Consider the following 23,234-nt stretch of genomic DNA (forward strand, 5'->3'; position numbering starts at 1 on the left):
TTGCGCCCGATTTGAGCACGCAGGTAAATTTTAAGAGCATCAACCAACTGGCCATTCCCGCCACTATCTCGGGAATTGCGGAACCTATTCTCTCCATAACGGATACCGCCATCGTGGGCAACATTCCCGTTGACGGGTTGGAGTCGTTGGCAGCAGCGGGAATCGTGGGTTCCTTTTTGTCCATGCTCATTTGGGTGCTCGGTCAAACACGAAGCTCCATTTCCGCCATCATTTCCCAGTATTTGGGCGCCGGACGGTTAACGGAGGTAAAAGATTTGCCGGCACAGGCTATTTTCTTCAACATTCTGCTCAGTATCATGGTCCTTTTATCCACCGTTTTTCTCATAGAAGAAATCTTTGCACTGTTCAACGCATCCGGTAAAATTCTAGAGTACTGTATATCCTATTATGCCATTAGGGTGTGGGGCTTTCCGCTTACACTTTTCACCTTTGCCGTTTTCGGGATATTTCGTGGATTGCAGAATACTTTTTACCCCATGGTCATTGCCATGTTGGGTGCAGGCCTCAACATTTTACTGGATTTTGTCCTTGTTTATGGTATCGATGGATGGGTGCCCGCCCTTTACTTGGAAGGAGCCGCTTGGGCAAGCTTGATATCGCAAGCTATCATGGCCATTATCGCCCTTGTCCTATTGTTGAAAAAGACGGAAATCAGCATGAAACTTGTTTTTCCGCTCAACAAAGAAATGAAGCGTGTGGTATTTATGAGCCTAAACCTCTTTGTGCGCACGCTTGCCCTCAACGCCGCACTCATGCTTGCCGTACGCGAGGCCACCACCTTGGGCGACCAGTTCATAGGGGCACATACCATTGCCATCAACCTTTGGTTGTTCTCCGCTTTCTTTATTGATGGATTTGCCGCCGCAGGAAACAGTATGGGCGGAAGACTGCTCGGTGCCCAAGACTATAACGGTCTTTGGGAATTGGCCAAAAAAATAATGAAGTATGGCACTATTGTAAGCCTTGGACTTATGGCGTTCGGATTTATTTTTTACAGGCCCATTGGCCGGATTTTTTCCAACGAAACCGTGGTTCTGGAAACCTTCTACAACATTTTTTACATTGTAATCATCGGTTTGCCGATGAATACGTTGGCCTTTGTTTTTGATGGGCTTTTCAAGGGAATGGGCGAAATGAAGTATTTAAGGAACGTACTGTTGGCAGCCACCTTCTTGGGGTTCATTCCATGCCTCTATCTGGGCATTTATCTAGGTTGGGGGCTATATGCCATTTGGATTGCATTTGTGGTCTGGATGATGATTCGTGGATTTTCCCTGGTCTGGAAATTTAGGAGAAAATTCCAACCCTTGGTACAAAACCCTTAATTTAGTGCTCACGGAATACAGGTTTACAACAACTGATAACTGAAAATAAATGTCCACCCATAGAATCAACGGCAGCCTATACACCAAAATTGAAAACAAGGTAGCGACCATAGAATTTGGTCACCCTGCAAGCAATTCCTTTGTTTCCGAACTTTTGGTGCGGCTTACGAAGGAGTTTGATAAAGTGGGCAAAAACCATGACGTTTCTGTAATCGTGTTAAAGTCCGAGGGAGAAAGGGCATTTTGTGCCGGAGCCTCTTTTGATGAATTAGTGGCGGTTTCCAATCTGGAAGAGGGGAAGGCGTTTTTTAGTGGTTTTGCAAACATCATCAATGCCATGCGCAAGTGTCCCAAGCCGATTATTGGACGGGTACAGGGCAAAACTGTCGGTGGCGGTGTGGGCTTGGCATCGGCCTGCGATTATGTGCATGCTACGGTAGAAGCGGCCATCAAATTATCGGAAATATCCATAGGAATAGGCCCGTTCGTCATTGCCCCGGCCGTAGAGCGCAAAATGGGAAAAGCCGCTTTGGCAGAGCTCACTTTGTATCCCACAGAGTGGAAAAATGCCTATTGGGCCAAAGAAAACGGTTTATACGCAAAAGTGTACGATTCCATTGCCGAAATGGACAGGGAACTGGAAATCCATGTTCAAAAACTGGCCACCTATAACCCCGAAGCTCTGGAAAAAATGAAGAAAGTTCTTTGGGAAGGAACCGAGCATTGGGACGACCTATTGTTGGAACGTGCTGAAGCATCCGGAAAGTTGGCACTATCGCCAAATACCAAAAAAGCATTGGAGAAGTTTAAAAAATAAAAGCAGTTATGAATGATTTGATTTTTCCCATATTGGCCCTTTTTGTAGTCGTGGTGTATGTGGTCAATAGAATACGAAGCAACCGACGTTACAAAAAATAAATGAAGAATATTGCCCTGCCTAAAGGCAAAAAAGTCTATTTCGCGAGCGATAACCACCTAGGGGCCCCCACCCGAAAGGACAGTTTGCCCCGTGAGAAAAAGTTTGTGGCCTGGCTGGATTCCATTAAGGAAGATGCTGCGGCCATTTTTTTAATGGGCGACCTTTTTGATTTTTGGTTCGAATATAAAACCGTGGTGCCCAAAGGCTTTACACGAACACTTGGCAAACTGGCCGAACTATCGGATATGGGCATTCCCATTACTTATTTTGTGGGCAACCATGATCTTTGGATGAACGGATATTTTGAAGAGGAACTGAATATCCCGGTGTACCACAAACCGCAGCAGTTCCTGATCAACGACACTTCCTTTTTTATTGGGCACGGTGATGGACTGGGCCCACATGACAAGGGTTTTAAACGGATGAAAAAAGTGTTCACCAATCCCGTAGCCCAATGGTTCTTTAAATGGTTGCACCCGGATTTGGGCGTTCGTTTGGGACAACATCTGTCCGTAAACAACAAGATAATTTCTGGTGAAGCGGATGCCAAATTCTTGGGCGAGGACAAGGAATGGCTCATTCTGTATGCCAAGCGCAAGTTGGAAGAGCAACATTTTGACCATTTTATTTTTGGTCATCGTCATTTACCGTTGGAAATCAAACTGAACGATACCTCGACCTATACCAATCTCGGGGATTGGATCTCCTTTTTTACCTACGCTGTTTTTGATGGGGAAAAATTGACCTTGGAAAAACTGGAGGATTAATCTTCCCTCTCGTGTTCGTCAATATCTTTTTGAAGGTCCAATCGCCTAAATGTGGGGGAAGCAATTGCTGTTGCACTTACGGTGAGCAGCGTCATGCATCCACCAAAGACCACCGCTGTCACGGTTCCCATTAGTTTGGCCGTCAACCCACTTTCAAAAGCGCCCAACTCATTGGAAGAACCCACGAACATAGAATTTACCGAAGCTACCCTACCGCGCATATTGTCCGGTGTCTTTATTTGCAAAATGGTCTGTCGAATGATCATGGAGATACCATCCACTGCCCCACTTACAAACAAAGCGATCACGGATAACCAAAAAAGTTCCGACAACCCGAAGACGATAATACAGATTCCGAAGGCAAAGACCGCCATCAGCAATTTTTTGCCCGCATTTTTGTGCAACGGAAACTTAGTGGAACCCAACATGGTGATGGATGCCCCTACCGCTGGCGCTGCCCTCAAAACACCAAAACCCTCGGAGCCCACATGCAAAATATCCTGGGCATAAACGGGCAATAGCGCCACGGCGCCACCAAAAAGTACCGCGATCATATCCAAGGTCAGTGCCCCAAAAATGGCCTTGTTGCCAAAAACAAACTTGAGTCCATCACGTAGGCTCTGGAAAACGGGCTCCCCGATTTTAGGGTTCATAATGGGTTTTTTGGGAATTTGGAAGAGGAAGATCAATGCCATCAAGGAAAATCCAAAAATGACGCACATACTCCAATGCACCCCGATCCAGCTAATGGAGAATCCGGCCAAGGCAGGCCCCAAAACCGATGCCAACTGCCAAGTGGAACTGCTCCAAGTGGCCGCATTCGGATATATTTTCTTGGGAACGATCAAGGCAATCAACGAAAAAATGGTCGGGCCCAAAAACGAACGTACAAATCCGCCCAAAAACACCAGGGCATAAATGGAGTACAGTATGGTGGTGGATTCCCATGAATCTTCCAATCCGGGCCAGCTCAATACAAACAATCCGAAGCTTATCACCGAGAACCCGGCGATACAGACCACCAAAAGGTTCCGTTTTTCCTTTTGGTCCACAATATGACCTGCGAAGAGGGCCATGCTCACGGCAGGTACCACCTCCATCAAACCGATTATACCCAAAGAAAGCGGGTCCTTGGTCAAGGAATATACTTGCCATTCGATTACGATAAACTGCATGGACCATGCAAAGACCATGGCAAAACGCACCAATAAAAATATGTTGAATTCCTTATAGCGAAGTGCTGCGTAGGGGTCCATAAATAGCTAGCGAATATCTCTTAGTTTTAGTTGAAGGCTCACCGTTCCGTTCCATTCATTTTCATCCAACGAAAATACGGCATCAAAAGGTTTTATTCGCTTAACCACATCCAATTTATCGCCCAAATTAAATCCTATGCCTCCAATAGGCTCCGAACCTAGTTGATAGAGACTGCATTTTAAGTGTTTCTCGCCTTCGCCAACTCCACGGGCATACCCCGTATCCTTTAATCCTTCGGCCATAAAAACGGGGGTCATGTTGCCGGGACCAAATGGCGCAAATTGCTTTAGAATGCGCATCAGTTTTGGGGTAATCTGGTCCATTTGAATTTTGGCATCAATGGAAATTTCGGGCTGCAAGAGTTTTGGGTCGATGGTTTCAGAAACCACCCTTTCAAACTGGTTCTTGAACGTTTCATACTGCTCTTCCAACAACGTGAGTCCCGCTGCATACATGTGACCGCCGAACTGCTCCAAACAATCGGAACATCCCTCCAGTGCATTGTAAATGTCGAACCCTTTGACCGATCTTGCGGAAGCTGCCAATTTATCCCCGCTTTTGGTGAAGACCAAGGTTGGCCGGTAGTACGTCTCCGTTAGTCGAGATGCCACGATACCGATCACGCCTTTGTGCCAGTTTTCGTTATAGACCACTGAGGTGACCCTGCCTTCTTCCCGGTTTTCTTGAATTTGGACCAAGGCCTCTTGTGTGATTTCTTGGTCCAAGCTCCTTCGTTCGGTATTGAAAAGTTCAATTTCAGATGCGAATTGCTGTGCTTGGGCTAAATTGGTTTCGGTAAGCAGGTCAACGGCGTGTTGGCCATGTTTCATCCTTCCGGCCGCGTTGATTCGCGGGGCAATAATGAACACCACATCGGTTATGGTAAGTTCCCGTTTTTTGGTCTGGTCGATCAAGGCTTTGATTCCAATACGCGGATTTTCGTTGATGACCATCAACCCATAATAGGCAAGCACCCGATTTTCTCCCGTAATCGGAACAATATCAGCAGCTATGGCGGTGGCCACCAAATCCAGATATAGTATCAGGTCATCGATGGTCTTGCCTTGCTTGGAGCCCAAAGCTTGAATCAGTTTAAAACCGACCCCGCAACCGCAAAGTTCTTTGTACGGGTATTCGCAATCTTCCTGTTTTGGGTCCAGTACCGCAATAGCCTCGGGCAGTTCTGAGCCTGGTCGGTGATGATCGCAAACGATAACATCGATGCCTTTTTCCTTGGCATATTTTATCTGGTCAATGGCCTTGATGCCGCAATCCAGCGCTATAATCAAAGACATGTCGTTGTCCGAGGCAAAATCAATGCCTTTTAAGGAAATGCCGTAACCTTCCAAATAACGGTCGGGAATGTAGGTGGCCACATTGGGGTAGGTTTCCATCAAATAGGCGCTCATTAACGCAACGGATGTGGTCCCATCTACATCGTAATCACCATAGACCAAAATGTTCTCTCCTTTGTTGATGGCTTCTTCAATCCGTTCCACTGCTTTGCGCATGTCCTTCATCAAAAAAGGATCGTGCAGATGATTCAACTCGGGCCGGAAGAATGCTTTCGCCTCTTCGTAATTGGTTATTCCCCTTTGAATTAGGAGCTGCGCTACCAAATCATCAACGCCCAATGCTTTGGACAATTGGTCAATGGATTCTTGTTCGGGTTTTGGCTTTATGGTCCAGCGCATAGTTTTAAAAGTTCAAGTGCAAAATTCAAGCTCAAGTTCAAATTTCGAGTTACTTCTTCCTTTTGATTACGGTAGCAGTGATTTTAATCAATTGTTCAACTTCATCCAATAAACCAATGCAAACTCCTTCATTGCCATAGTTTATCTTTTTCAGAATCTTTAGGCTTACCCTCGATTCTTTCAATTCCCTTAATGTAATGGTAGCCCTATAAACAAAATCTTTGTTGGTGTTTGTTCCTTGAGCCTCTCCAAAGTTCAAAGCAGCACCTCCAGCGGAACGAAGTAGTTGATTTCCGTAATATTGTCCTGTAAAATCGTTGGATAAATCGTGGCAAAAAGTAGCGATACTGGCTGCCAAATCCACAAATCGTTCCCCTAGATCGAATTTCTTTTCGTTCATCTTTTAAAAATTGATCCTGAGGTTGACCTAATTCTTGAATATAATTGATTATTTGGTAATTGAGCTTGTGTTTTGTTCTTGAGCCTGTTCTTTTGTTTGCCTCTTATTTATGATGAAAAATGGTCTTGATGTCCAATTCGGCAAATTTTCTGAACATTTCCATAACTCCACAATATTTTTCCACGGAAAGGTCTACCGCTTTTTTAAGCTTATCCTCATTTAAGTTGGCCCCCGTAAAGTGATATTCAACAACTACGGAATCATAATATTTCGGATGCTCATCGGTAAGGTTGGCTATGGTCTCTATCTTAAAGTCGTCCACTTCCAATTTCATCTTTTTAATGAGCGAGGCCACATCCAAACCCGAACAACCTGCCAAAGATGACAACATTAGGGCCTTGGGACGCAACCCTGCTCCCGATCCGCCACTATCTTCACCGGCATCGATTCGTACAGTATGTCCAGATGGGTTGTTGCTCTCAAAAGCCATCTCTCCCAACCATTTGGTAGTTATGTGATTTGTCATGACGTTTAATTTTTGTTTCTTGTAGAGTCCAAAAATACAATTTATAATCGCAATCATGCCCTTAGTAAATCCCCTATCGCCCGATCACGACCCCCAGACGAAAGAACTGGCCGAGTTCTTTAATGAAACGCTTGGGTTTTGCCCAAATTCCGTGCTGACCATGCAGCACAGGCCAGCGATTTCCAAGGCTTTTATCAATCTGAATAAAGCTGTAATGGCCAATGAGGGGCGCGTAACTTCTGCCTTAAAACGAATGATTGCGTGGGTAAGCAGCAATGCCACGGGCTGCCGGTATTGCCAGGCACATGCCATCCGGGCTGCGGAACGTTACGGTGCCAAACAGGAACAATTGGACAACATTTGGGAATACCGGACACATAACGCTTTCTCAGAAGCAGAAAAGGCTGCTTTGGATTTTGCCTTGGCCGCTTCCCAAGTGCCAAATACAGTGAATGCCTACATTAAAGAGGAATTGCACAAGCATTGGAACGATGGCGAAATTGTAGAAATGATGGGTGTCATTTCACTTTTTGGTTATTTGAACCGCTGGAACGATTCCATGGGCACGGATATCGAAGATGGAGCCGTGGAAAGTGCGGAAAAATATTTGGGGGAAGTGGGCTGGCAAAAAGGGAAGCATGATGGGTCCAAATATTAAATAGATTCAATAATCCAGACTCTCGGAAACCTTTTCTCTCAAATCTGATAAAACTTCTTCCTCAAACCAAGGATTTTTGCTCAACCAAAACCGATTTCTTGGCGATGGATGCGGCAACACAAAATAATCGGGCAAATATTCTTGGTAGTGTTTCACTGTTTCCGTCAAATTTCGCTTCATCGTATTGCCCAAATAGTAGTTTTGCGCATATTGACCTATCAAGACTGTCAGTGTCAAGTTTGGCATCTGATTTATCAGCGACTCATGCCATAAGGGGGCACACTCGGGACGTGGTGGCAAATCCCCGGATTTTCCTTTGCCCGGATAACAGAATCCCATCGGGATCAGGGCAAAAAGTTGTTCATTATAAAATTGTTCATCCGTTACACCCAGCCATTTTCTTAGCTGCCTTCCGCTTGGGTCATCCCATGGAACCCCTGTTTGGTGGACTTTGGTGCCGGGCGCCTGCCCAATGATCGCAATTCTTGATTCTGGATGGGCAGCAATAATGGGTCTGGGCCCTAAGGGCAAATGCTCCTCACAATGTGTGCAGTTCCGTATTTGGAATAGTAGTTGGTCCATCTAATATGTTGGGTCGTAAAGTTGTGTTGAAGTTAACAACTATTTCTTCCTATCTACGAATGCTTTAATTCAACTTACCGCAATAAAATCTATAATATTTGTAAAAATGTAAAGTTTTATTTACTTTTATATATAAATACTAGCGCATGGACTTTCAAATACTACCAAACTGGGGCAAACGACTTGGTCTTTTTATTTTCCTTATTTCATTTCTTTTAGTAGGTGGAGATTCTTTTATGGACGGTTACAAAGGTGCCCCATCAGGCACACATCATTTTGTAAAAGATTTTCTTGGGAATACACTTTATTCTTTTTTTGATGTTCTGCCGTTAACCGGTCTTTTGATTTATATGTTCTCAAAGGAAAAAGTTGAAGACGATTATATAAGATTGATTCGGTTACAATCCTATCAGGCTACCGTAATTACCTTATTGATTATTGCTCTGGTGATTTATCTTTTTGACATTTATTATGAAGTTAGTTTAGACATGGTTCTATCGTTATTCATGATATTGTTTTTGGTCATATTCTACTTCAAAAAAGAGGCTCATTCATGAAAAATCTGGTAAAAGTGGAAAGAGCACGATTGGATATGACTCAAGCCGAACTGGCCAAAGAATTGGGCGTTTCTAGACAGACCATTCATGCCATAGAAAAGGATAAATTCAATCCTTCGGTTACCTTGGCATTAAAAATGGGTAGATTGTTCAATCTTCCCGTGGAAGAATTATTTATTATTGATGAGGATTAATCCCTACTTCCGCCGACCACAATCACAAATTCACCTTTGGGTGCTTTATTGTTGAAATGTTCCAGTACTTCAGCAACGGTTCCACGAACGGTCTCTTCGTATAATTTGGTCAATTCCCTGGATACGGAAACAGGTCTGTCTTCCCCAAAATACTCGGCAAAATTGGCCAAAGTTTTAAGTAGCTTATGCGGCGATTCGTAAAAAACCATGGTTCTGGTTTCTTCGGCAAGTTCCAAAAGTCGGGTCTGGCGGCCTTTTTTTACAGGCAAAAATCCTTCAAAAACAAATCGGTCGTTGGGCAATCCGCTATTCACTAGAGCGGGAACAAAGGCAGTTGCCCCGGGCAAACACTCTACCTCAATATCGTTTTCAAGGCAGGCACGGGTCAATAGAAATCCAGGATCGGAAATAGCCGGTGTACCTGCGTCCGAAATGAGGGCGTAAGTTGTTCCTTCTTTCATTTTTTGCACCAACCCATCAACCTGTTTGTGCTCGTTGTGCATGTGATGGCTATGTAGATGCGTGTTGATCTCAAAATGTTTCAGCAATTTACCGCTGGTCCGGGTATCTTCCGCCAAAACCACATCCACTTCTTTGAGCACTTTAATGGCCCGGAGGGTAATGTCCTCAAGATTTCCTATTGGCGTCGGAACCAGATATAGCTTTCCCATGGACCAAAGTTACGGTCTTACAATCAAAATAAAATTGAAAAAATGGATTTATGCGAACCTACGTTCAATTAGGGCAATAAAGCGAGCCTCATACTCCTCTTTACCTTCCCAATTATTGTACTCGGGTTTCACCATATTGTTTATAAAAGCAACAGAGCGTTCTTCCGAGTCAATTGTTGTAAGCTGGGAAAGCACACGGGTATAATCCTCCATGTCATTATTGAACAAGTGCTTCACAAAGGCCAGTTTATCGTTAAGGCCAATCTGGAAGTCTTTGGCCAAACGGTCGTTTAACGATTTTGGCTTTATCAATTTTGAAGCTGCGCTCACATTCTCATCGGGCGTTACCTCATCTTTGTCGTTCTTCATCAAATTGGGCTTTGCCACGAACTCGGCAAACACCTTTTCCAAATCCATATTGGAAGGCATTTCGGAAACAATATCCTTGATCGTATCCATGGAAGGTGTCGTAATGATATCTTCCTGGTGCGGATTGCTCTCCGGAACTGATGTGTTTCCGCTTAAAACGGCATTGGCCATTTTCTCGAACCTAGAGGCTATGACGTTTTGGGACACATCCACCTCAACATCGTTCAATTTTTCATCTATGAATTTCAATACGGCCAACTTTTCATAAATCTTTCTTGATTTTTCGTACAATGCCGCAAGATCGGTGTCCTCACGTGCAGTTATTATCTCAGTGGACAACTTGATCAACTCTTCCCTCAATTTCCGTATCATAGCTTTTCTTCTTTACGATAAAAATATAACGATTTTGCAAATACCCTATCAACAAAAGGTTAAAATCTTATTGAAAACAGGGGTGCATTTTTTTAGTAGCTTTGTGGTCGTCCCAATATAACGGGAAAACAAACAATTTCTTTCAAAAATACGGTATGTTTCTCGAAAACACAGTCAACCCTAAGGAACAGTTTGGATGGATCGAGGTGATTTGCGGTTCCATGTTTTCCGGAAAGACCGAAGAACTGATCCGACGGCTTAAGCGCGCACAATTCGCCAAGCAAAAAGTGGAGATTTTTAAACCCATTGTGGATACTAGATATCACGAAGAGATGGTTGTCTCCCACGATTCCAACGAAATTCGTTCAACACCTGTTCCGGCCGCGGCCAATATTCGACTTTTGGCGGACGACTGTGATGTGATCGGTATTGACGAGGCCCAATTTTTTGATGATGAAATCGTAACCGTTTGCAATGATTTGGCCAATAGGGGCATACGTGTGGTAGTTGCAGGACTTGACATGGATTTTAAGGGCAATCCTTTTGGCCCCATGCCAGCCTTGATGGCCACAGCGGAGTATGTGACCAAAGTACACGCCGTGTGCACGCGCACCGGAAACTTGGCCAACTATAGCTTTAGGAAATCCCTCAACGATAATTTGGTGCTCCTTGGTGAAACCGAGGAGTATGAGCCCTTGAGCCGTGCCGCATTTTATAAAGCCATGCTTCGCGAAAAAATTAGAGGTATTGATGTGGACTCCGAAGAGGTGACTGCCAAAAAAGAGAAATCCAATGAGTAAGGTCGGGGAAACTACATTGACCCTGAATCTATTGGCCTTGGAGCACAATTACAATTACTTGCGGGCCAAAATAGAACCTGAAACCAAATTTTTAGGGGTAGTAAAGGCTTTTGCCTATGGCAGCGACACTGTGACCATTGCCCGTAAACTGGAACAATTGGGTGCCGATTATTTGGCCGTTGCCTATGTAAGCGAAGGGGTTTTGTTGCGGGAAGCCGGAATTCAACTTCCCATTTTGGTATTGCACCCCTTGGCTTCCAATTTTGAGGATTTGATCGCGCATCATTTGGAGCCGAGCCTTTATTCGAGAAACATCCTGAACCGGTTCCTTGAAGCTGCGAACGCCAAGAACCAAAAGGATTATCCTATCCACATTAAATTCAATACCGGATTGAACCGATTGGGTTTCTCAGAGGCCGATGTAAATTTTATCGCTGAAGAAACCAAGCGCAGTGAATGCATCAGAATAGTTTCTTGTTTTTCACATCTAGCGGCATCCGAAGATATTAATGAGCGGGATTTTAGCCTGAATCAAATCGCATCTTTCAAAAATTTAAGCGGTGCGCTTATGGATACTCTGGGCTATGCTCCCATGCGACATATGTTGAATACTTCCGGAATCCTAAATTACCCAGAAGCACAGTTTGAGATGGTCCGAAGCGGAATTGGACTTTATGGCTATGGCAATCAGGCCAAGGTGGATGAACAGTTAAGGCCGGTGGCAAGCCTAAAGACCATTATTTCTCAGATACATGAGATCGGGGCCAATCAATCCGTAGGGTACAACCGAGCATTCAAATCGAGCCACAATATAAAAAGTGCCACGTTGCCCATTGGACATGCCGATGGTATAGGGCGCCAATATGGGAAAGGAAAAGGATTTGTGACCATCAATGGAAAAAAAGCCCCTATTCTGGGAAACGTGTGCATGGACATGATCATGGTGGATGTTACCGAAATCGACTGTAAGGAAGGGGACGAAGCGATTGTTTTTGGTCCAAACAAGTCTGCAGAAAATTTTGCAGCGACGGCAAATACCATATCCTACGAAATCCTAACGGCCATTTCGCAACGTGTAAAGCGAGAGGTGATAAACACATGAAAATTTGATTCCAATAAATAAGTGTACCACTTTTTTTCTTAATTTGTTTCTGATTAACCAATACTCTACTATAAATGGGATTTTTAAAAGAATTTAAGGACTTTGCCATGAAAGGAAACCTGGTGGATATCGCCGTAGGTTTCGTTATGGGTGCCGCATTCAACAAAGTGGTGTCTTCGTTCACGGGAGGAATTGTTTCCCCCTTGATCGGATTGTTGTTCAAAGCAGATTTCAACGATTTGAAATATGTCATTACCGAAGGAACGGTGAACGATGCCGGGGAAACGGTCGGGGAAATCGCTGTGCTGTACGGCGCCTTCCTTACCAATGTAATCGACTTCCTGATAGTGGCCTTTGTGATGTTTGTCATCGTAAAAAGTGTGAACAAAATGAAGAAAAAGGAAGAACCAGCTCCTGCAGCTCCAAAAGGTCCGACCCAAGAGGAACTGTTGGCAGAAATACGCGATTTATTGAAAAAACAATAATAGTACTGAAGTTTTTCGGTACGACCGCTACATCACAATAACCTTTAAAAACCGTCAATCTGTTTTCGCTAACACGTTGACGGTTGTTTTATTTATAACATTTTGTTATTTTTTATTGATTGGGGATAAAAAAGCTTGTTTAACTCGCTGACTAAAGTACCTTTGCGGCAAGAAATATTTTTATAATGAAAGTAGCAGTTGTTGGTGCCACCGGAATGGTAGGCGAGGTAATGTTGAAAGTATTGGAAGAACGTAACTTCCCTATTTCAGAATTGTTGTTGGTAGCCTCGGAGCGTTCCGTGGGCAAAAAACTCACTTATAAAAACGATGAATACACCGTAATCGGTTTGGCCGATGCTGTGGCTGCCCAGCCTGATATTGCCATTTTTTCCGCAGGAGGGGACACCTCTTTGGAGTGGGCCCCAAAATTTGCAGAGGTGGGTACCACTGTGATCGATAATTCATCAGCATGGCGAATGGACCCGACCAAAAAACTGGTAGTACCCGAAATCAATGCGAATGAATTGACCGTTGAAGATAAAATCATTGCGAATCCCAACTGCTCCACCATCCAAATGGTTTTGGCCTTAAATCCATTGCACAAAAAGTATCGGATGAAACGTGTGGTCGTTTCCACCTACCAGTCCGTTTCGGGTACTGGTGTAAAAGCGGTGCAACAAATGGAGAACGAAGCGGCCGGAATCGAAGGTGAAATGGCCTATCCTTACCCCATCAACCGAAACGCATTGCCGCATTGCGATGTGTTCCTGGAAAACGGGTACACCAAAGAAGAGATGAAATTGGCCCGTGAGCCGCAAAAAATATTGGATGACCGTACATTTTCGGTTACCGCCACTGCTGTACGTATCCCGACTGCTGGAGGACACTCCGAATCCGTAAACGTGGAGTTCCACAAGGATTTTGATCTCGCAGAAGTAAGACAGCTTCTAAGCGAAACCCCTGGAATTGTGGTGCAGGACAATCCTGAAACCAACACCTATCCCATGCCAGCCTTTGCCAATGGCAAGGACGATGTTTTTGTGGGCAGAATCCGTCGGGACGAAACCCAACCCAACACCTTGAACATGTGGATCGTTGCGGACAACCTAAGAAAAGGAGCCGCTACCAATGCTGTTCAGATCGCGGAGTATTTGGTGGAAAACAATTTGGTTTCAAATACTTCTGAAGCAATTTCATAAATAGTTGTTGCTAATTAAAATAAAAAAGGGCCAATATTGGCCTCTAAATTTTTACAGCAAGATTGTCATCAGCTTACACTTGTGGTATATACATTTTATTATAGGCATGGCCACTAACCGTACCGTTTAGTTATTGCACCATCATATTTGAAGGGCATTAATCTTAAATCAAATTCAGAATCTTGATGTTTATATTTTATATTGTAATCTTTTTCTTTAATTTGATGAAAAATAAAACTAAATATCATGAAAAAAATTGCTTACTTTTTAATGTTATTGATTATTGTTTCGTGTGAAAAAGATACAATAGAAACTACCCAAGAAATATCAGAAGAACAATTAAGAAAAGAGTTGGGTCTCCCACCTTCCACTTTATCCAAAGCTGAAAAACAAAAAATAAAAGAAAACATACCTCCCATTGAATTCAACTCGATAGAAGAAGCAAAAGAGTTTTTTAACAACATAAAATCGTTAAATTATTTCGCAAGCGGAAACTTGGACAAACTTAATACGTTAAGTAATAAAGGAAAGATTAACATAGAAGATAATCAAGTATTAATCGAGTTTGAAAATTTGATTATGTCGGTACCTTGTGACTCTCAATTTTTACCGCCCGCAGAAGGTTGCGATGATAATGATGGAGGAGGAAGTACGGGTGGATGTGGTTCGGGAAGATTAAGGTTTTCAGGAAATAAAATTTTTGGATCTTCAACTACTGGATTAACTGTAAATAATGCTTTTAGTTTTAACAATAGTAATGGCGTAACTTCAGGGTCTCAAGGAACATCTTACATATCTGGTAATACTTCAGGTTATAGCTATCAACATCTAAGTAGTGATTATATAACAAGTGGTAACTCCATCTGTCATGTGACAACAGGAACATTAACTGTAAGTGCCAATGTTATTGGGGTGGATATTGCATACGTAGAGGCTATTAGCAGTAGCGTTTGTATTAATCCTTGCACAGGTGGTGGTACAGGTTTAGAATTGTTCTTAACTCCTGTAAACTCTGATGGTAATTAAGTCCTAAAACTTTAAGAAGTTTTTTAAATCCTTCAAATCAGTAATGTTTTAGAGGTTTTTTTGTGGTATTTTTATCGGAATCAATCCGAGAAAACATGAAAAACATAAGTCTGTTGGCTGCTTTGGTTTTATTTGCGGCCTGCAAAGAAGAATCTAAAACCAGAGAACCTATTACTGTGAACTATCCCACTACCAAAAAAGTTGATACTGTAGATAATTATTTTGGAACAGAGGTCCCAGACCCTTATCGCTGGTTGGAGGACGACCGCAGCGAGGAGACCGAAGCCTGGGTAAAAAAGCAGAATACGGTCACATTCGGATATTTGGAAAAAATCCCTTTTCGCGAAGACCTAAAAAACCGATTGGAAAAACTCTGGAACTACGAAAAAGTCGGTTCCCCTTTTAAAGAAGGCGATTACACCTATTACTACAAAAACAACGGGCTACAGAACCAATATGTGGTCTACCGCAAAAAGGATAATGGCGAAGAAGAGGTGTTTTTGGATCCCAATACATTTTCTGAGGATGGCACCACCTCTTTGATGGGACTTAGCTTCACCAAAGACGGTTCCAAAGCCGCCTATCTTATTTCCGAGGGTGGAAGCGATTGGCGCAAGGGAATTGTCATGGACACCGAAACCATGGAAATTGTAGAAGATACTTTGGTCGATATTAAATTTAGCGGTATTTCATGGAAGGGCAACGAAGGTTTCTACTACTCCAGCTATGATAAGCCCGAGGGCAGCGAGTTGTCGGCAAAAACGGACCAGCACAAACTCTACTATCACAAATTGGGCACGCCACAGTCCGAAGATAAAATCATCTTTGGAGGCACACCCGAAGAAAAACACCGCTACGTAGGCGGTTCCGTTTCCGAAGACCAAAAATATCTTTTTATAACAGCTTCTATATCCACTTCCGGCAACAAGCTGTTTATGATGGATCTTTCCAAAGAAAACCCTGAACTAGTTACCATTTTGGATGATACCGATTCTGACACCTACCCCATAGAAAATGAAGGCTCCAAGCTTTATTTGGTAACCGACAGGGATGCGCCGAATAAAAAGGTAGTGACCGTGGACGCCTCCAACCCAACCCCGGACAATTGGAAAGATCTGATTCCTGAAACGGAAAATGTATTGACCGCCGGAACCGGAGGAGGTTATTTCTTCGCAGAATACATGGTGGATGCCATTTCCAAAGTACTTCAATATGATTATGATGGTAACTTGATCCGAGAAGTGAAACTGCCCGGAGTGGGAAGCGCAGGAGGTTTTGGCGGCAAAAAAGAGGACAAAGAATTCTATTTCTCCTTTACCAACTACAATACACCTGGTTCCTTGTATAAATATGATGTAGAAACCGGTGAGTACGAACAATATTGGAAGCCTCAGATTGATTTCAATCCAGATGATTATGAATCGAAACAAGTGTTCTACAACTCCAAGGACGGTACAAAAGTACCCATGATCATCACCTATAAAAAAGGAACTGAACTGAACGGAAAAAACCCGACCATTCTTTATGGTTATGGAGGCTTCAATGTAAGTTTAACGCCTTCTTTCAGCATCGTGAACGCTGTTTGGATGGAGCAAGGTGGTGTATATGCGGTTCCCAACCTTCGCGGGGGCGGCGAATACGGTAAAAAATGGCACGATGCCGGAACCAAGCTTCAAAAACAGAATGTATTCGATGACTTTATCGCTGCTGCCGAATACTTGATCGACAATAAATACACTTCAAAAGAATACTTGGCCATTCGCGGTGGTTCCAACGGAGGCTTGCTGGTTGGCGCCACTATGACCCAACGTCCGGACCTAATGCAAGTGGCATTACCGGCCGTAGGTGTAATGGACATGCTCCGCTACCACACCTTTACCGCTGGAGCGGGATGGGCCTACGATTATGGAACTTCCGAGGACAACGAAGAAATGTTCAACTATATCAAGGCATACTCCCCGGTTCATAATGTAAAAGAAGGAACTACCTATCCTGCCACTTTGGTCACCACAGGAGATCATGATGACCGCGTGGTTCCTGCCCATAGTTTTAAGTTTGCTGCCGAATTACAGGAAAAACAAGCAGGTGATCAGCCTACCCTTATCCGAATCGAGACCAACGCAGGTCACGGAGCGGGAACGCCGGTCAGCAAGACTATAGAACAGTATGCCGACATCTTCGGCTTTACCTTTTATAACATGGGGTACGATGAACTGCCCAACCAAGCTGTACTCAAAGAGTTTAAAGATTAAATTGTAAAGGGCTGCTTTGTCAGCAGCCCTTAATTTCTATGCTAAAAGTCCAAGTAGATTCTTTCGGTTATCAAGATAAAACCATTTTAAAAGACATTTCTTTTCAAGTGGCCCATGGGGAACATGTGGCATTGATGGGCGAAAGTGGCTCTGGAAAAAGTACCTTGTTAAAGATTGTTTATGGTCTGCTTCATGTGGAGGATGGCTCCATTTTTTGGGGCAATACAGAAGCGCTCGGACCCAATTTTAATCTGGTTCCCGGAGAGCCTTATATGAAGTATTTGGCCCAGGATTTTGATTTGATGCCCTTCATTTCCGTGGAAGAAAATGTTGGTCAGTTCCTTTCCGTGTTCGAGCGCGAAACGCATGATGAACGCATTGACGAACTCCTAGACCTCATCGAAATGAAATCGTTCGCGAAAACCAAAGTAAAATACCTCAGCGGTGGTCAACAACAGCGAGTTGCACTTGCACGTGTATTGGCTCAAGAGCCGGAGATTTTGCTTCTGGACGAACCCTTCGGCCATATTGACAACTTTAAGCGGATTTCATTAAGAAGAAATCTGTTCCTATATCTAAAAAAGCAGGACATTACCGTGCTTACCGCAAGCCACGACCCTAGCGATGTGCTCCCTTTCGCAGAGCGCACCTTAATATTACAGCAAGGGCGTGTCATTGCAGACAAAAATACGCAAGACCTCTACAAAAATCCTCCTGATTACTACACGGCATCATTGTTCGGGCAAGTAAACCAAATCCCGATGAAGTTGCTAAAATCCTATTCTGAAATTGAAAGGTCGATTCTGGTCTACCCCCATGAGTTCAAATTTTCCGATTCGTCCGGGCTAAAGGTAGAGGTTATGAATTCTTTTTTTAAGGGAACCCACTACCTCAATGAAGGTATGGCGGAAGATGGTACTGTGGTTTTTTTCAATTCGGAGAAAGAACAGGAAAAAGGAGCGACCATTTTTCTTAATGTATCTTTGAATACCATTAACAAAAGACTCCAAATTGGACAAAAAGCAGCTACATAGGGAACTTCAGTTTAAGGCCATGCGCAGTAGTGGCGCCGGAGGCCAACATGTGAACAAGGTTTCCTCCAAAGTGGAACTCACTTTTAACATTAGTGAATCAGAAGGGCTTTCGGATAGGGAAAAAGGTCGGATTTTCCTTAAACTACAATCCCGATTGACCAATGATGGAACTCTGGTTCTTCAATGTGATGAGGCAAGGAGCCAACACCGAAACAAAGACCTTGTCGTCAAGCGTTTTTTTGATATTCTAAAAAATGCGCTCGTAGTCCCAAAAAAAAGAAAGCCTACCAAACCCACTAAATCCTCAAAAGAAAAAAGATTGAAATCCAAAAAAATTACGGCCGAAAAAAAAGCCGCTCGTAAAAAACCAGATTTGGGCAAATAAGAATTTGATGATTTTCAATCTATCAGATTATAAACCCATCAAAAAAAAACAAATACACGACAATTCCGACCCGTCTAATTTAGTATCCTCGACACAAATGCTTAATTTTCAGTCAAATTATAACTAATTCAAAAAAATGATTTCTAAAAATGCAAACCTCAAAGCATGGTTGCTCTCCGTTGCCATGTTTTTGTCTTGTGCAGCGTTTTCCGTGGCACAAAGTGTTCCTTCCCCCGAGGACGTTTTCGGATTTAAGGTGGGAGCCGATTACAAATTGGCCGACTATTCCCAAATTGAAGACTATTTGTCCAAATTGGACGCTGCTTCCAATAGGGTCAAAAAAATTGAGATCGGAGAAACGGTACTTGGCCGTAAAATGTACCTGATGTTCATCTCTACGGAAGAAAACCTTGCCCAGCTGGACAAGTGGAAGGACATCAGTACCAAGCTTGCCCGTGTTCAAGTGAGCGATGACGAAGCCATGAAACTTTCCCAAGAAGGAAAAGCCATCGTCTGGATCGATGGTGGAATGCACTCCACCGAGTTGGCCCACGGTCAAATGACTTCCGAACTGGCCTATACCTTGGCTACTTCAGAAACCCCGGAAATGCAAAAGATCAGGGAAAACGTTATCACCCTTTTAATGCCGGTAATGAATCCAGATGGATTGGACATCGTTGTTGATTGGTATCGCAAGAATATGGGAACCGCCTATGAAACTTCTCGCCCTCCGATTCTATACCATTATTATATGGGCCATGACAACAACAGGGACTGGTTTATGAACATTATGCCCGAAACGTACAACGTAACAAAAATTCTCTATAACGAATGGTACCCTCAGATCGTTTACAATCATCACCAATCGTCCCCATCTTGGACCAAGATCTCCATTCCACCCTATGCAGATCCTGTAAACCCAAAAATTCACCCGGCAATAACTGCTGCAGTGAGCGAAGTAGGCTCCGCAATGTCCAAGCGTTTTTCTTTGGAAAATATGCCCGGTGCCATTGCCGATAATTTTTACACCATGTTCTGGAACGGTGGTGGGCGCACCGTGCCATATTACCATAATATGATCGGTATTCTGACCGAAACGGGACATACCACGCCAACCCCTCGGTTCTATGACCCCGAAAAACTGCCAAAAACTGTAGCGGGCGGCACCCCTACGGACGGAACGGACATTATGTACCCCGACCCATGGAAAGGTGGCGAATCCCACTTTAGGGATGCCGTGGATTACATGCTGACCGCCACTTGGGCCACTTTGGACCTTGCTGCCGACCGCAAGAGCAATTACCTGTACAACATCTATAAAATGGGTAAATCGGCTGTTGAAAAAGGAAAGAGCGAAGGGTTATTCGCCTACATCATAAGCAAGGAACAATGGGATTCTTTTGAAGCCGTAAATCTTGTCAACGTATTGCTCCAAGGAGGAATCGAGGTCGAAAAAGCCACTAAAGATTTTACCGTCAATGGCAAAGAATACGAAGAAGGTTCCTATGTAATCTACACAGCACAAGCCTTTAGACCTTACCTGATGGACCTTATGGAAAAACAAAATTATCCCACGCGTTTCCAATACCCCGGCGGTCCTCCCGATACTCCATACGATTTGGCAGGATGGACATTGCCAATGCAAATGGGCATCGATGTGGATAAAATTGAAGAACCATTCAAAGCTCCGACCGAGAAAGTCAATGGTCTCGTATCGTATTACGATGGCGAAGTAAACAGGAACGGTTCCTTTGGATATGCCCTTAGTGCCAACACCAATGCCTCCGTGGCGGCAACCAACAAGGTTTTGAGGGCAGGAGGCACGGCATACAAGAGCATGGGCGAATTCAAAGCAGGAAAAGAAACGCTGCCCGCTGGATCCTATATTGTTTCCGGGGACAAAGAAATGATAGCATCCCTTGCAGACGAGTACGGTCTTGAATTCAAAGGTTTAGCAGCTAAACCAGAGGTGCAATTGAAGAAAATCCATCTGCCCAAAGTAGGTCTGTACAAATCCTGGGTGGCCAATATGGACGAAGGATGGACCCGTTTTGTAATGGACGAGTACGAATTTGATATGGATACTTTGCACGATGCGGACATCAAGACCAAAGATCTCTCGCAGTATGATGCCATCATCATTCCATCACAAAGACCAAGTTCCATTTTACATGGACATAGCAATTTGAGCATGCCCGAAAAATTCACAGGAGGCATTGGCCTAAAAGGGTCCATGGCGCTGAGCGACTATGTGGATGCGGGTGGAACCTTGATCGCTTTTGATGAAGCAAGTGACTTTGTGATCGAACAATTCGGGTTGCCATTGCGCGATGCCGTTGAAGGTGCGGACAGCAAAGATTTCTTTATTCCAGGATCTTTGATCAAGGCCGGTGTGGACACGTCCCATCCGTTGGCCTTTGGTATGAAGGATACGGTTGCCGTTTCATTTAACCGAAGTAGGGCCTTTACCATTGACAAACAACGTAAAACAGGTGAAGGAGGAACAGAGGACATCAAAGATGCTCCCGCACCCGATGTTGAGGTAATAGCCACCTATGCCGCCAAAGACCTACTGATGAGTGGTTGGGCCATGGGAGAGGACAAGTACATTGCCAAAAAGCCAGCCATGGTAAAAGCAAAGTATGGAAAAGGTTCCGCCATCTTGTTCGCGTTCCGTCCACAATTTAGGGCGCAGCCTCGCGGCACTTACAAATTGATTTTTAACGCGATTTACGAAGGCGCTTCGGAATAGCAGAAAACATATGAGTATATAAGGAAAGGCCGCATCAAAATTGATGCGGCTTTTTTTTGGATTCGTCTTGTGCGAGCTTTAAATAAAATCATCCCTGTACCAAAGTACCTTTAATATTTTCATCAATGAAACATTCAAAACCCAAGCATCTAACAAAATTGGCTAAAATCTCTGGCTAAACTATGAATGGCTTTCGCCCTCCAGTTCCCTTGCAATCCAAGCAAAACTGTCCTGGACCTTGGGAAAAACTTGTTCTATCGGAACCAAATCGGGAATAATGTCAATGTTTTCAATAAGCTGTTTGGGCTGTTCCCTCAAACCTGTTAGAACGGTTTTCACGTTTTTCTTGGATAATTCGAATATAATATTCTCCAAGGCATAGACCCCGGACTGATCGATATGGGGCACACGATCCATACGTATAACCAGTATTTTTATATTCTCGTCAATATTTTTTATTTGATCCTGAAAAAAGGTGGAAAAACCAAAAAACAACGGCCCGTTTAAATGTTTGATGTATACATGGTCCTTATATCTCTCATAAAAATTCTCCTCGTCAAGCCAAGGCTTTTCACCCTCAAAACCTGCAATGGTACCAACGTCCATGCCTTTTTCCCCAATATCGCTAGCGCGTTTCATAAACAACAATGCCGCTAAGGTTACCCCGACTCCAACTGCTTGGATCAGACTGCCAAACGTGGTCCATAGTAAGACGATGATCAGCACCACAGAGTCAGCCTTGGGCATAACCTTCATGTGCCTGATACCACGTTTATCTATAATCTTAAATCCAATTGGAATCAATATTCCTGCCAGTACGGCCAAGGGAATATAAGCTGCCAGGGAACTTAGTCCCAATAAAACGGCCAAGAGAAATGTTCCGTGCAAGGCTCCTGAAAGCCTGGTTTTACCACCATTATTGATATTTACCACGGTACCCTTCGTAGCTCCTGCACCAGGTATGCCCCCAATCAATGCTGCTACCATATTGCCAATACCTTGGCCTATTAGCTCGCGATTGCTATTATGTTTGGTCTTGGTCATGTTATCTGCAATTACCGAGGTCAATAGTGAGTCAATTGAACCCAAAACCGCCAAGACGAGTCCATATTCCAAAACCATAAAATAGGCTTCGCTATCAATGCTGAAAAGGCCATCTATTTGCAATGACGGTAATCCCGAAGGTATTTCACCAATGATAGGAACATCCCAATTTATGAAATAGGAAAAGATGGATACGGCAATCAAGGCCACTAGAGCACTGGGCACGGTCTTATTGATTTTTGGAAAGAGGTAATAAATTATCACCGTCATTGCCCCCAAAACCATGGCCTGCCAATTAAACTCTGAAAATAATCTGGGCAGATCCGACATTACCTTTACAGTAGATTTTGCCGAATCCAAACCAACGAACGGGAATATTTGCAGGATGATGATAATGAGTCCCACACCGCTCATAAAGCCTGAAATTACGGGATAGGGAAAATATTTGATATATCCGGCAATGTTTACAAGCCCGAAAATTATCTGCAATACGCCGCCGACAAAGAAACTCAGAATAATGATGCCCATTGCACTTTCCAAACTTCCTGTCAAATCAACGGCACTGGCCACCAAAGCTGCTGAAACCACGGTCATTGGTCCGGTAGGGCCGCTAGCTTGTGTTTTTGTTCCCCCAAACAAGGCGGCAAGTATTCCAATTGCGATTGCACCGTACAGCCCTGAGATTGCACCGAGACCGGATTGCACACCAAAAGCCAATGCCAGCGGTAGCGCTACGATGCCCGCCACGAGTCCACCGGTAAAATCGCCTTTCAAATATTTTGTATCGTAAAATTTTGCCATAATTGGTTAGGTTCTATTGTGAGTTTTATTTTACTTGAAATT

Annotated in this window: 23 protein-coding genes; 15 read left to right on the top strand and 8 right to left on the bottom strand. The window is 43.7% G+C overall.

From position 1 onward, the window contains the following. The first annotated feature begins 11 nt into the window (after window positions 1-11). The 3 genes from J0656_RS01355 (at window position 12) to J0656_RS01365 (ending at window position 3,032) form a co-directional block, all read left to right on the top strand. Window positions 12-1,346 (top strand): MATE family efflux transporter, encoded by a 1,335-nt coding sequence (locus J0656_RS01355; protein WP_207030953.1) that lies wholly within the window; start codon window positions 12-14, stop codon window positions 1,344-1,346. A 49-nt stretch (window positions 1,347-1,395) separates the two neighbouring features. After that, the gene (locus tag J0656_RS01360) at window positions 1,396-2,163 is read left to right on the top strand and encodes an enoyl-CoA hydratase/isomerase family protein (RefSeq protein ID WP_207030954.1); all 768 of its coding nucleotides are present in this window, start codon (window positions 1,396-1,398) and stop codon (window positions 2,161-2,163) included. 101 nt (window positions 2,164-2,264) lie between these two features. Then, on the top strand, window positions 2,265-3,032 hold the full coding sequence (locus J0656_RS01365; protein ID WP_207030955.1) for a UDP-2,3-diacylglucosamine diphosphatase: 768 nt from the start codon (window positions 2,265-2,267) through the stop codon (window positions 3,030-3,032). On the opposite strand, the gene J0656_RS01370 is transcribed toward J0656_RS01365, so the two are convergent. The 4 genes from J0656_RS01370 to J0656_RS01385 form a co-directional block, all read right to left on the bottom strand. Then, window positions 3,029-4,288, bottom strand: coding sequence for an MFS transporter (locus J0656_RS01370; protein ID WP_207030956.1), 1,260 nt, complete (start codon window positions 4,286-4,288; stop codon window positions 3,029-3,031). The genes J0656_RS01365 and J0656_RS01370 overlap by 4 nt on opposite strands. A 6-nt stretch (window positions 4,289-4,294) precedes the next feature. Then, complete coding sequence (recJ, locus tag J0656_RS01375; protein WP_207030957.1) at window positions 4,295-5,983, bottom strand: single-stranded-DNA-specific exonuclease RecJ; 1,689 nt, start codon at window positions 5,981-5,983, stop codon at window positions 4,295-4,297. A 49-nt stretch (window positions 5,984-6,032) separates the two neighbouring features. Further along, entirely contained in the window at window positions 6,033-6,383 is a 351-nt protein-coding gene (locus J0656_RS01380) for a four helix bundle protein (protein ID WP_207030958.1), read from the bottom strand. Between the two features lie 103 nt (window positions 6,384-6,486). Further along, the gene (locus tag J0656_RS01385; protein WP_207030959.1) at window positions 6,487-6,909 is read right to left on the bottom strand and encodes an OsmC family protein; all 423 of its coding nucleotides are present in this window, start codon (window positions 6,907-6,909) and stop codon (window positions 6,487-6,489) included. Window positions 6,910-6,964: 55 nt separating this feature from the next. On the opposite strand from J0656_RS01385, the gene J0656_RS01390 reads away from it, so the two are divergent. Beyond that, window positions 6,965-7,567 (top strand): carboxymuconolactone decarboxylase family protein, encoded by a 603-nt coding sequence (locus tag J0656_RS01390; RefSeq protein WP_207030960.1) that lies wholly within the window; start codon window positions 6,965-6,967, stop codon window positions 7,565-7,567. A 6-nt stretch (window positions 7,568-7,573) separates the two neighbouring features. Here the strand turns inward: J0656_RS01390 and J0656_RS01395 are convergent, their stop codons facing one another. Beyond that, entirely contained in the window at window positions 7,574-8,149 is a 576-nt protein-coding gene (locus J0656_RS01395) for a uracil-DNA glycosylase family protein (RefSeq protein ID WP_207030961.1), read from the bottom strand. Between the two features lie 146 nt (window positions 8,150-8,295). Between J0656_RS01395 and J0656_RS01400 the strand changes: the two genes are divergently transcribed. Both J0656_RS01400 and J0656_RS01405 read left to right on the top strand, forming a co-directional pair. Beyond that, window positions 8,296-8,706, top strand: coding sequence for a hypothetical protein (locus J0656_RS01400; RefSeq protein ID WP_207030962.1), 411 nt, complete (start codon window positions 8,296-8,298; stop codon window positions 8,704-8,706). Next, window positions 8,703-8,900 carry a helix-turn-helix transcriptional regulator gene (locus J0656_RS01405; protein WP_207030963.1) on the top strand — a complete coding sequence of 66 codons (198 nt, stop codon included), beginning with the start codon at window positions 8,703-8,705 and terminating at the stop codon, window positions 8,898-8,900. Before J0656_RS01400 ends, J0656_RS01405 begins: the two co-directional genes overlap by 4 nt. On the opposite strand, the gene rsmI is transcribed toward J0656_RS01405, so the two are convergent. Together rsmI and J0656_RS01415 are read right to left on the bottom strand one after the other, a co-directional pair. Then, window positions 8,897-9,571 carry a 16S rRNA (cytidine(1402)-2'-O)-methyltransferase gene (gene rsmI / locus J0656_RS01410; RefSeq protein ID WP_207030964.1) on the bottom strand — a complete coding sequence of 225 codons (675 nt, stop codon included), beginning with the start codon at window positions 9,569-9,571 and terminating at the stop codon, window positions 8,897-8,899. The two genes, J0656_RS01405 and rsmI, sit on opposite strands and share 4 nt — an antisense overlap. 48 nt (window positions 9,572-9,619) lie before the next feature. Next, window positions 9,620-10,312 carry a DUF8457 domain-containing protein gene (locus J0656_RS01415; RefSeq protein WP_207030967.1) on the bottom strand — a complete coding sequence of 231 codons (693 nt, stop codon included), beginning with the start codon at window positions 10,310-10,312 and terminating at the stop codon, window positions 9,620-9,622. Between the two features lie 155 nt (window positions 10,313-10,467). Here J0656_RS01415 and J0656_RS01420 point away from each other — a divergent pair, with 155 nt between their 5' ends. The 9 genes from J0656_RS01420 to J0656_RS01460 all read left to right on the top strand — a co-directional run bounded on the left by J0656_RS01420 (window position 10,468) and on the right by J0656_RS01460 (window position 21,347). Continuing rightward, entirely contained in the window at window positions 10,468-11,112 is a 645-nt protein-coding gene (locus tag J0656_RS01420) for a thymidine kinase (protein WP_207030968.1), read from the top strand. Then, window positions 11,105-12,214: an alanine racemase gene (alr, locus tag J0656_RS01425; protein WP_207030970.1), complete on the top strand. Its 1,110-nt coding sequence runs from the start codon at window positions 11,105-11,107 to the stop codon at window positions 12,212-12,214. The genes J0656_RS01420 and alr overlap by 8 nt, the downstream gene beginning before the upstream one ends. Window positions 12,215-12,288: 74 nt before the next feature. Continuing rightward, entirely contained in the window at window positions 12,289-12,699 is a 411-nt protein-coding gene (gene mscL, locus J0656_RS01430) for a large-conductance mechanosensitive channel protein MscL (RefSeq protein WP_207030973.1), read from the top strand. A gap of 185 nt (window positions 12,700-12,884) precedes the next feature. Further along, complete coding sequence (locus J0656_RS01435; protein ID WP_207030975.1) at window positions 12,885-13,898, top strand: aspartate-semialdehyde dehydrogenase; 1,014 nt, start codon at window positions 12,885-12,887, stop codon at window positions 13,896-13,898. Between the two features lie 246 nt (window positions 13,899-14,144). Then, complete coding sequence (locus J0656_RS01440) at window positions 14,145-14,924, top strand: hypothetical protein (protein ID WP_207030978.1); 780 nt, start codon at window positions 14,145-14,147, stop codon at window positions 14,922-14,924. A 95-nt stretch (window positions 14,925-15,019) separates the two neighbouring features. Then, complete coding sequence (locus J0656_RS01445) at window positions 15,020-17,176, top strand: prolyl oligopeptidase family serine peptidase (RefSeq protein ID WP_207030980.1); 2,157 nt, start codon at window positions 15,020-15,022, stop codon at window positions 17,174-17,176. Window positions 17,177-17,214: 38 nt separating this feature from the next. Continuing rightward, window positions 17,215-18,210, top strand: coding sequence for an ABC transporter ATP-binding protein (locus J0656_RS01450; protein WP_207030982.1), 996 nt, complete (start codon window positions 17,215-17,217; stop codon window positions 18,208-18,210). Beyond that, window positions 18,188-18,595 carry an alternative ribosome rescue aminoacyl-tRNA hydrolase ArfB gene (gene arfB / locus J0656_RS01455; RefSeq protein WP_207030983.1) on the top strand — a complete coding sequence of 136 codons (408 nt, stop codon included), beginning with the start codon at window positions 18,188-18,190 and terminating at the stop codon, window positions 18,593-18,595. The genes J0656_RS01450 and arfB overlap by 23 nt, the downstream gene beginning before the upstream one ends. A gap of 136 nt (window positions 18,596-18,731) precedes the next feature. Beyond that, on the top strand, window positions 18,732-21,347 hold the full coding sequence (locus J0656_RS01460; protein WP_207030985.1) for a M14 family metallopeptidase: 2,616 nt from the start codon (window positions 18,732-18,734) through the stop codon (window positions 21,345-21,347). A gap of 180 nt (window positions 21,348-21,527) precedes the next feature. Here the strand turns inward: J0656_RS01460 and J0656_RS01465 are convergent, their stop codons facing one another. Continuing rightward, a complete protein-coding gene (locus J0656_RS01465; protein ID WP_207030987.1) occupies window positions 21,528-23,192 on the bottom strand; it encodes a SulP family inorganic anion transporter in 1,665 nt (554 codons plus the stop codon). Window positions 23,193-23,234 lie beyond the last annotated feature (42 nt).

It is taken from the genome of Flagellimonas aurea, assembly GCF_017313785.1.
Taxonomy (GTDB): Bacteria; Bacteroidota; Bacteroidia; order Flavobacteriales; family Flavobacteriaceae; genus Flagellimonas; species Flagellimonas aurea.

Excerpts from the sequence above, each read along its gene's own strand:
- J0656_RS01445 (WP_207030980.1), top strand. The coding sequence starts at position 15,020 with ATGAAAAACATAAGTCTGTTGGCTGCTTTGGTTTTATTTGCGGCCTGC.
- J0656_RS01395 (WP_207030961.1), bottom strand. The coding sequence starts at position 8,149 with ATGGACCAACTACTATTCCAAATACGGAACTGCACACATTGTGAGGAG.
- J0656_RS01370 (WP_207030956.1), bottom strand. The coding sequence starts at position 4,288 with ATGGACCCCTACGCAGCACTTCGCTATAAGGAATTCAACATATTTTTA.
- alr (WP_207030970.1), top strand. The coding sequence starts at position 11,105 with ATGAGTAAGGTCGGGGAAACTACATTGACCCTGAATCTATTGGCCTTG.
- mscL (WP_207030973.1), top strand. The coding sequence starts at position 12,289 with ATGGGATTTTTAAAAGAATTTAAGGACTTTGCCATGAAAGGAAACCTG.
- J0656_RS01460 (WP_207030985.1), top strand. The coding sequence starts at position 18,732 with ATGATTTCTAAAAATGCAAACCTCAAAGCATGGTTGCTCTCCGTTGCC.
- J0656_RS01400 (WP_207030962.1), top strand. The coding sequence starts at position 8,296 with ATGGACTTTCAAATACTACCAAACTGGGGCAAACGACTTGGTCTTTTT.
- rsmI (WP_207030964.1), bottom strand. The coding sequence starts at position 9,571 with ATGGGAAAGCTATATCTGGTTCCGACGCCAATAGGAAATCTTGAGGAC.
- J0656_RS01435 (WP_207030975.1), top strand. The coding sequence starts at position 12,885 with ATGAAAGTAGCAGTTGTTGGTGCCACCGGAATGGTAGGCGAGGTAATG.
- recJ (WP_207030957.1), bottom strand. The coding sequence starts at position 5,983 with ATGCGCTGGACCATAAAGCCAAAACCCGAACAAGAATCCATTGACCAA.
- J0656_RS01380 (WP_207030958.1), bottom strand. The coding sequence starts at position 6,383 with ATGAACGAAAAGAAATTCGATCTAGGGGAACGATTTGTGGATTTGGCA.
- J0656_RS01385 (WP_207030959.1), bottom strand. The coding sequence starts at position 6,909 with ATGACAAATCACATAACTACCAAATGGTTGGGAGAGATGGCTTTTGAG.
- J0656_RS01440 (WP_207030978.1), top strand. The coding sequence starts at position 14,145 with ATGAAAAAAATTGCTTACTTTTTAATGTTATTGATTATTGTTTCGTGT.
- J0656_RS01415 (WP_207030967.1), bottom strand. The coding sequence starts at position 10,312 with ATGATACGGAAATTGAGGGAAGAGTTGATCAAGTTGTCCACTGAGATA.
- J0656_RS01360 (WP_207030954.1), top strand. The coding sequence starts at position 1,396 with ATGTCCACCCATAGAATCAACGGCAGCCTATACACCAAAATTGAAAAC.
- J0656_RS01450 (WP_207030982.1), top strand. The coding sequence starts at position 17,215 with ATGCTAAAAGTCCAAGTAGATTCTTTCGGTTATCAAGATAAAACCATT.
- J0656_RS01365 (WP_207030955.1), top strand. The coding sequence starts at position 2,265 with ATGAAGAATATTGCCCTGCCTAAAGGCAAAAAAGTCTATTTCGCGAGC.
- J0656_RS01405 (WP_207030963.1), top strand. The coding sequence starts at position 8,703 with ATGAAAAATCTGGTAAAAGTGGAAAGAGCACGATTGGATATGACTCAA.
- J0656_RS01390 (WP_207030960.1), top strand. The coding sequence starts at position 6,965 with ATGCCCTTAGTAAATCCCCTATCGCCCGATCACGACCCCCAGACGAAA.
- J0656_RS01465 (WP_207030987.1), bottom strand. The coding sequence starts at position 23,192 with ATGGCAAAATTTTACGATACAAAATATTTGAAAGGCGATTTTACCGGT.
- J0656_RS01420 (WP_207030968.1), top strand. The coding sequence starts at position 10,468 with ATGTTTCTCGAAAACACAGTCAACCCTAAGGAACAGTTTGGATGGATC.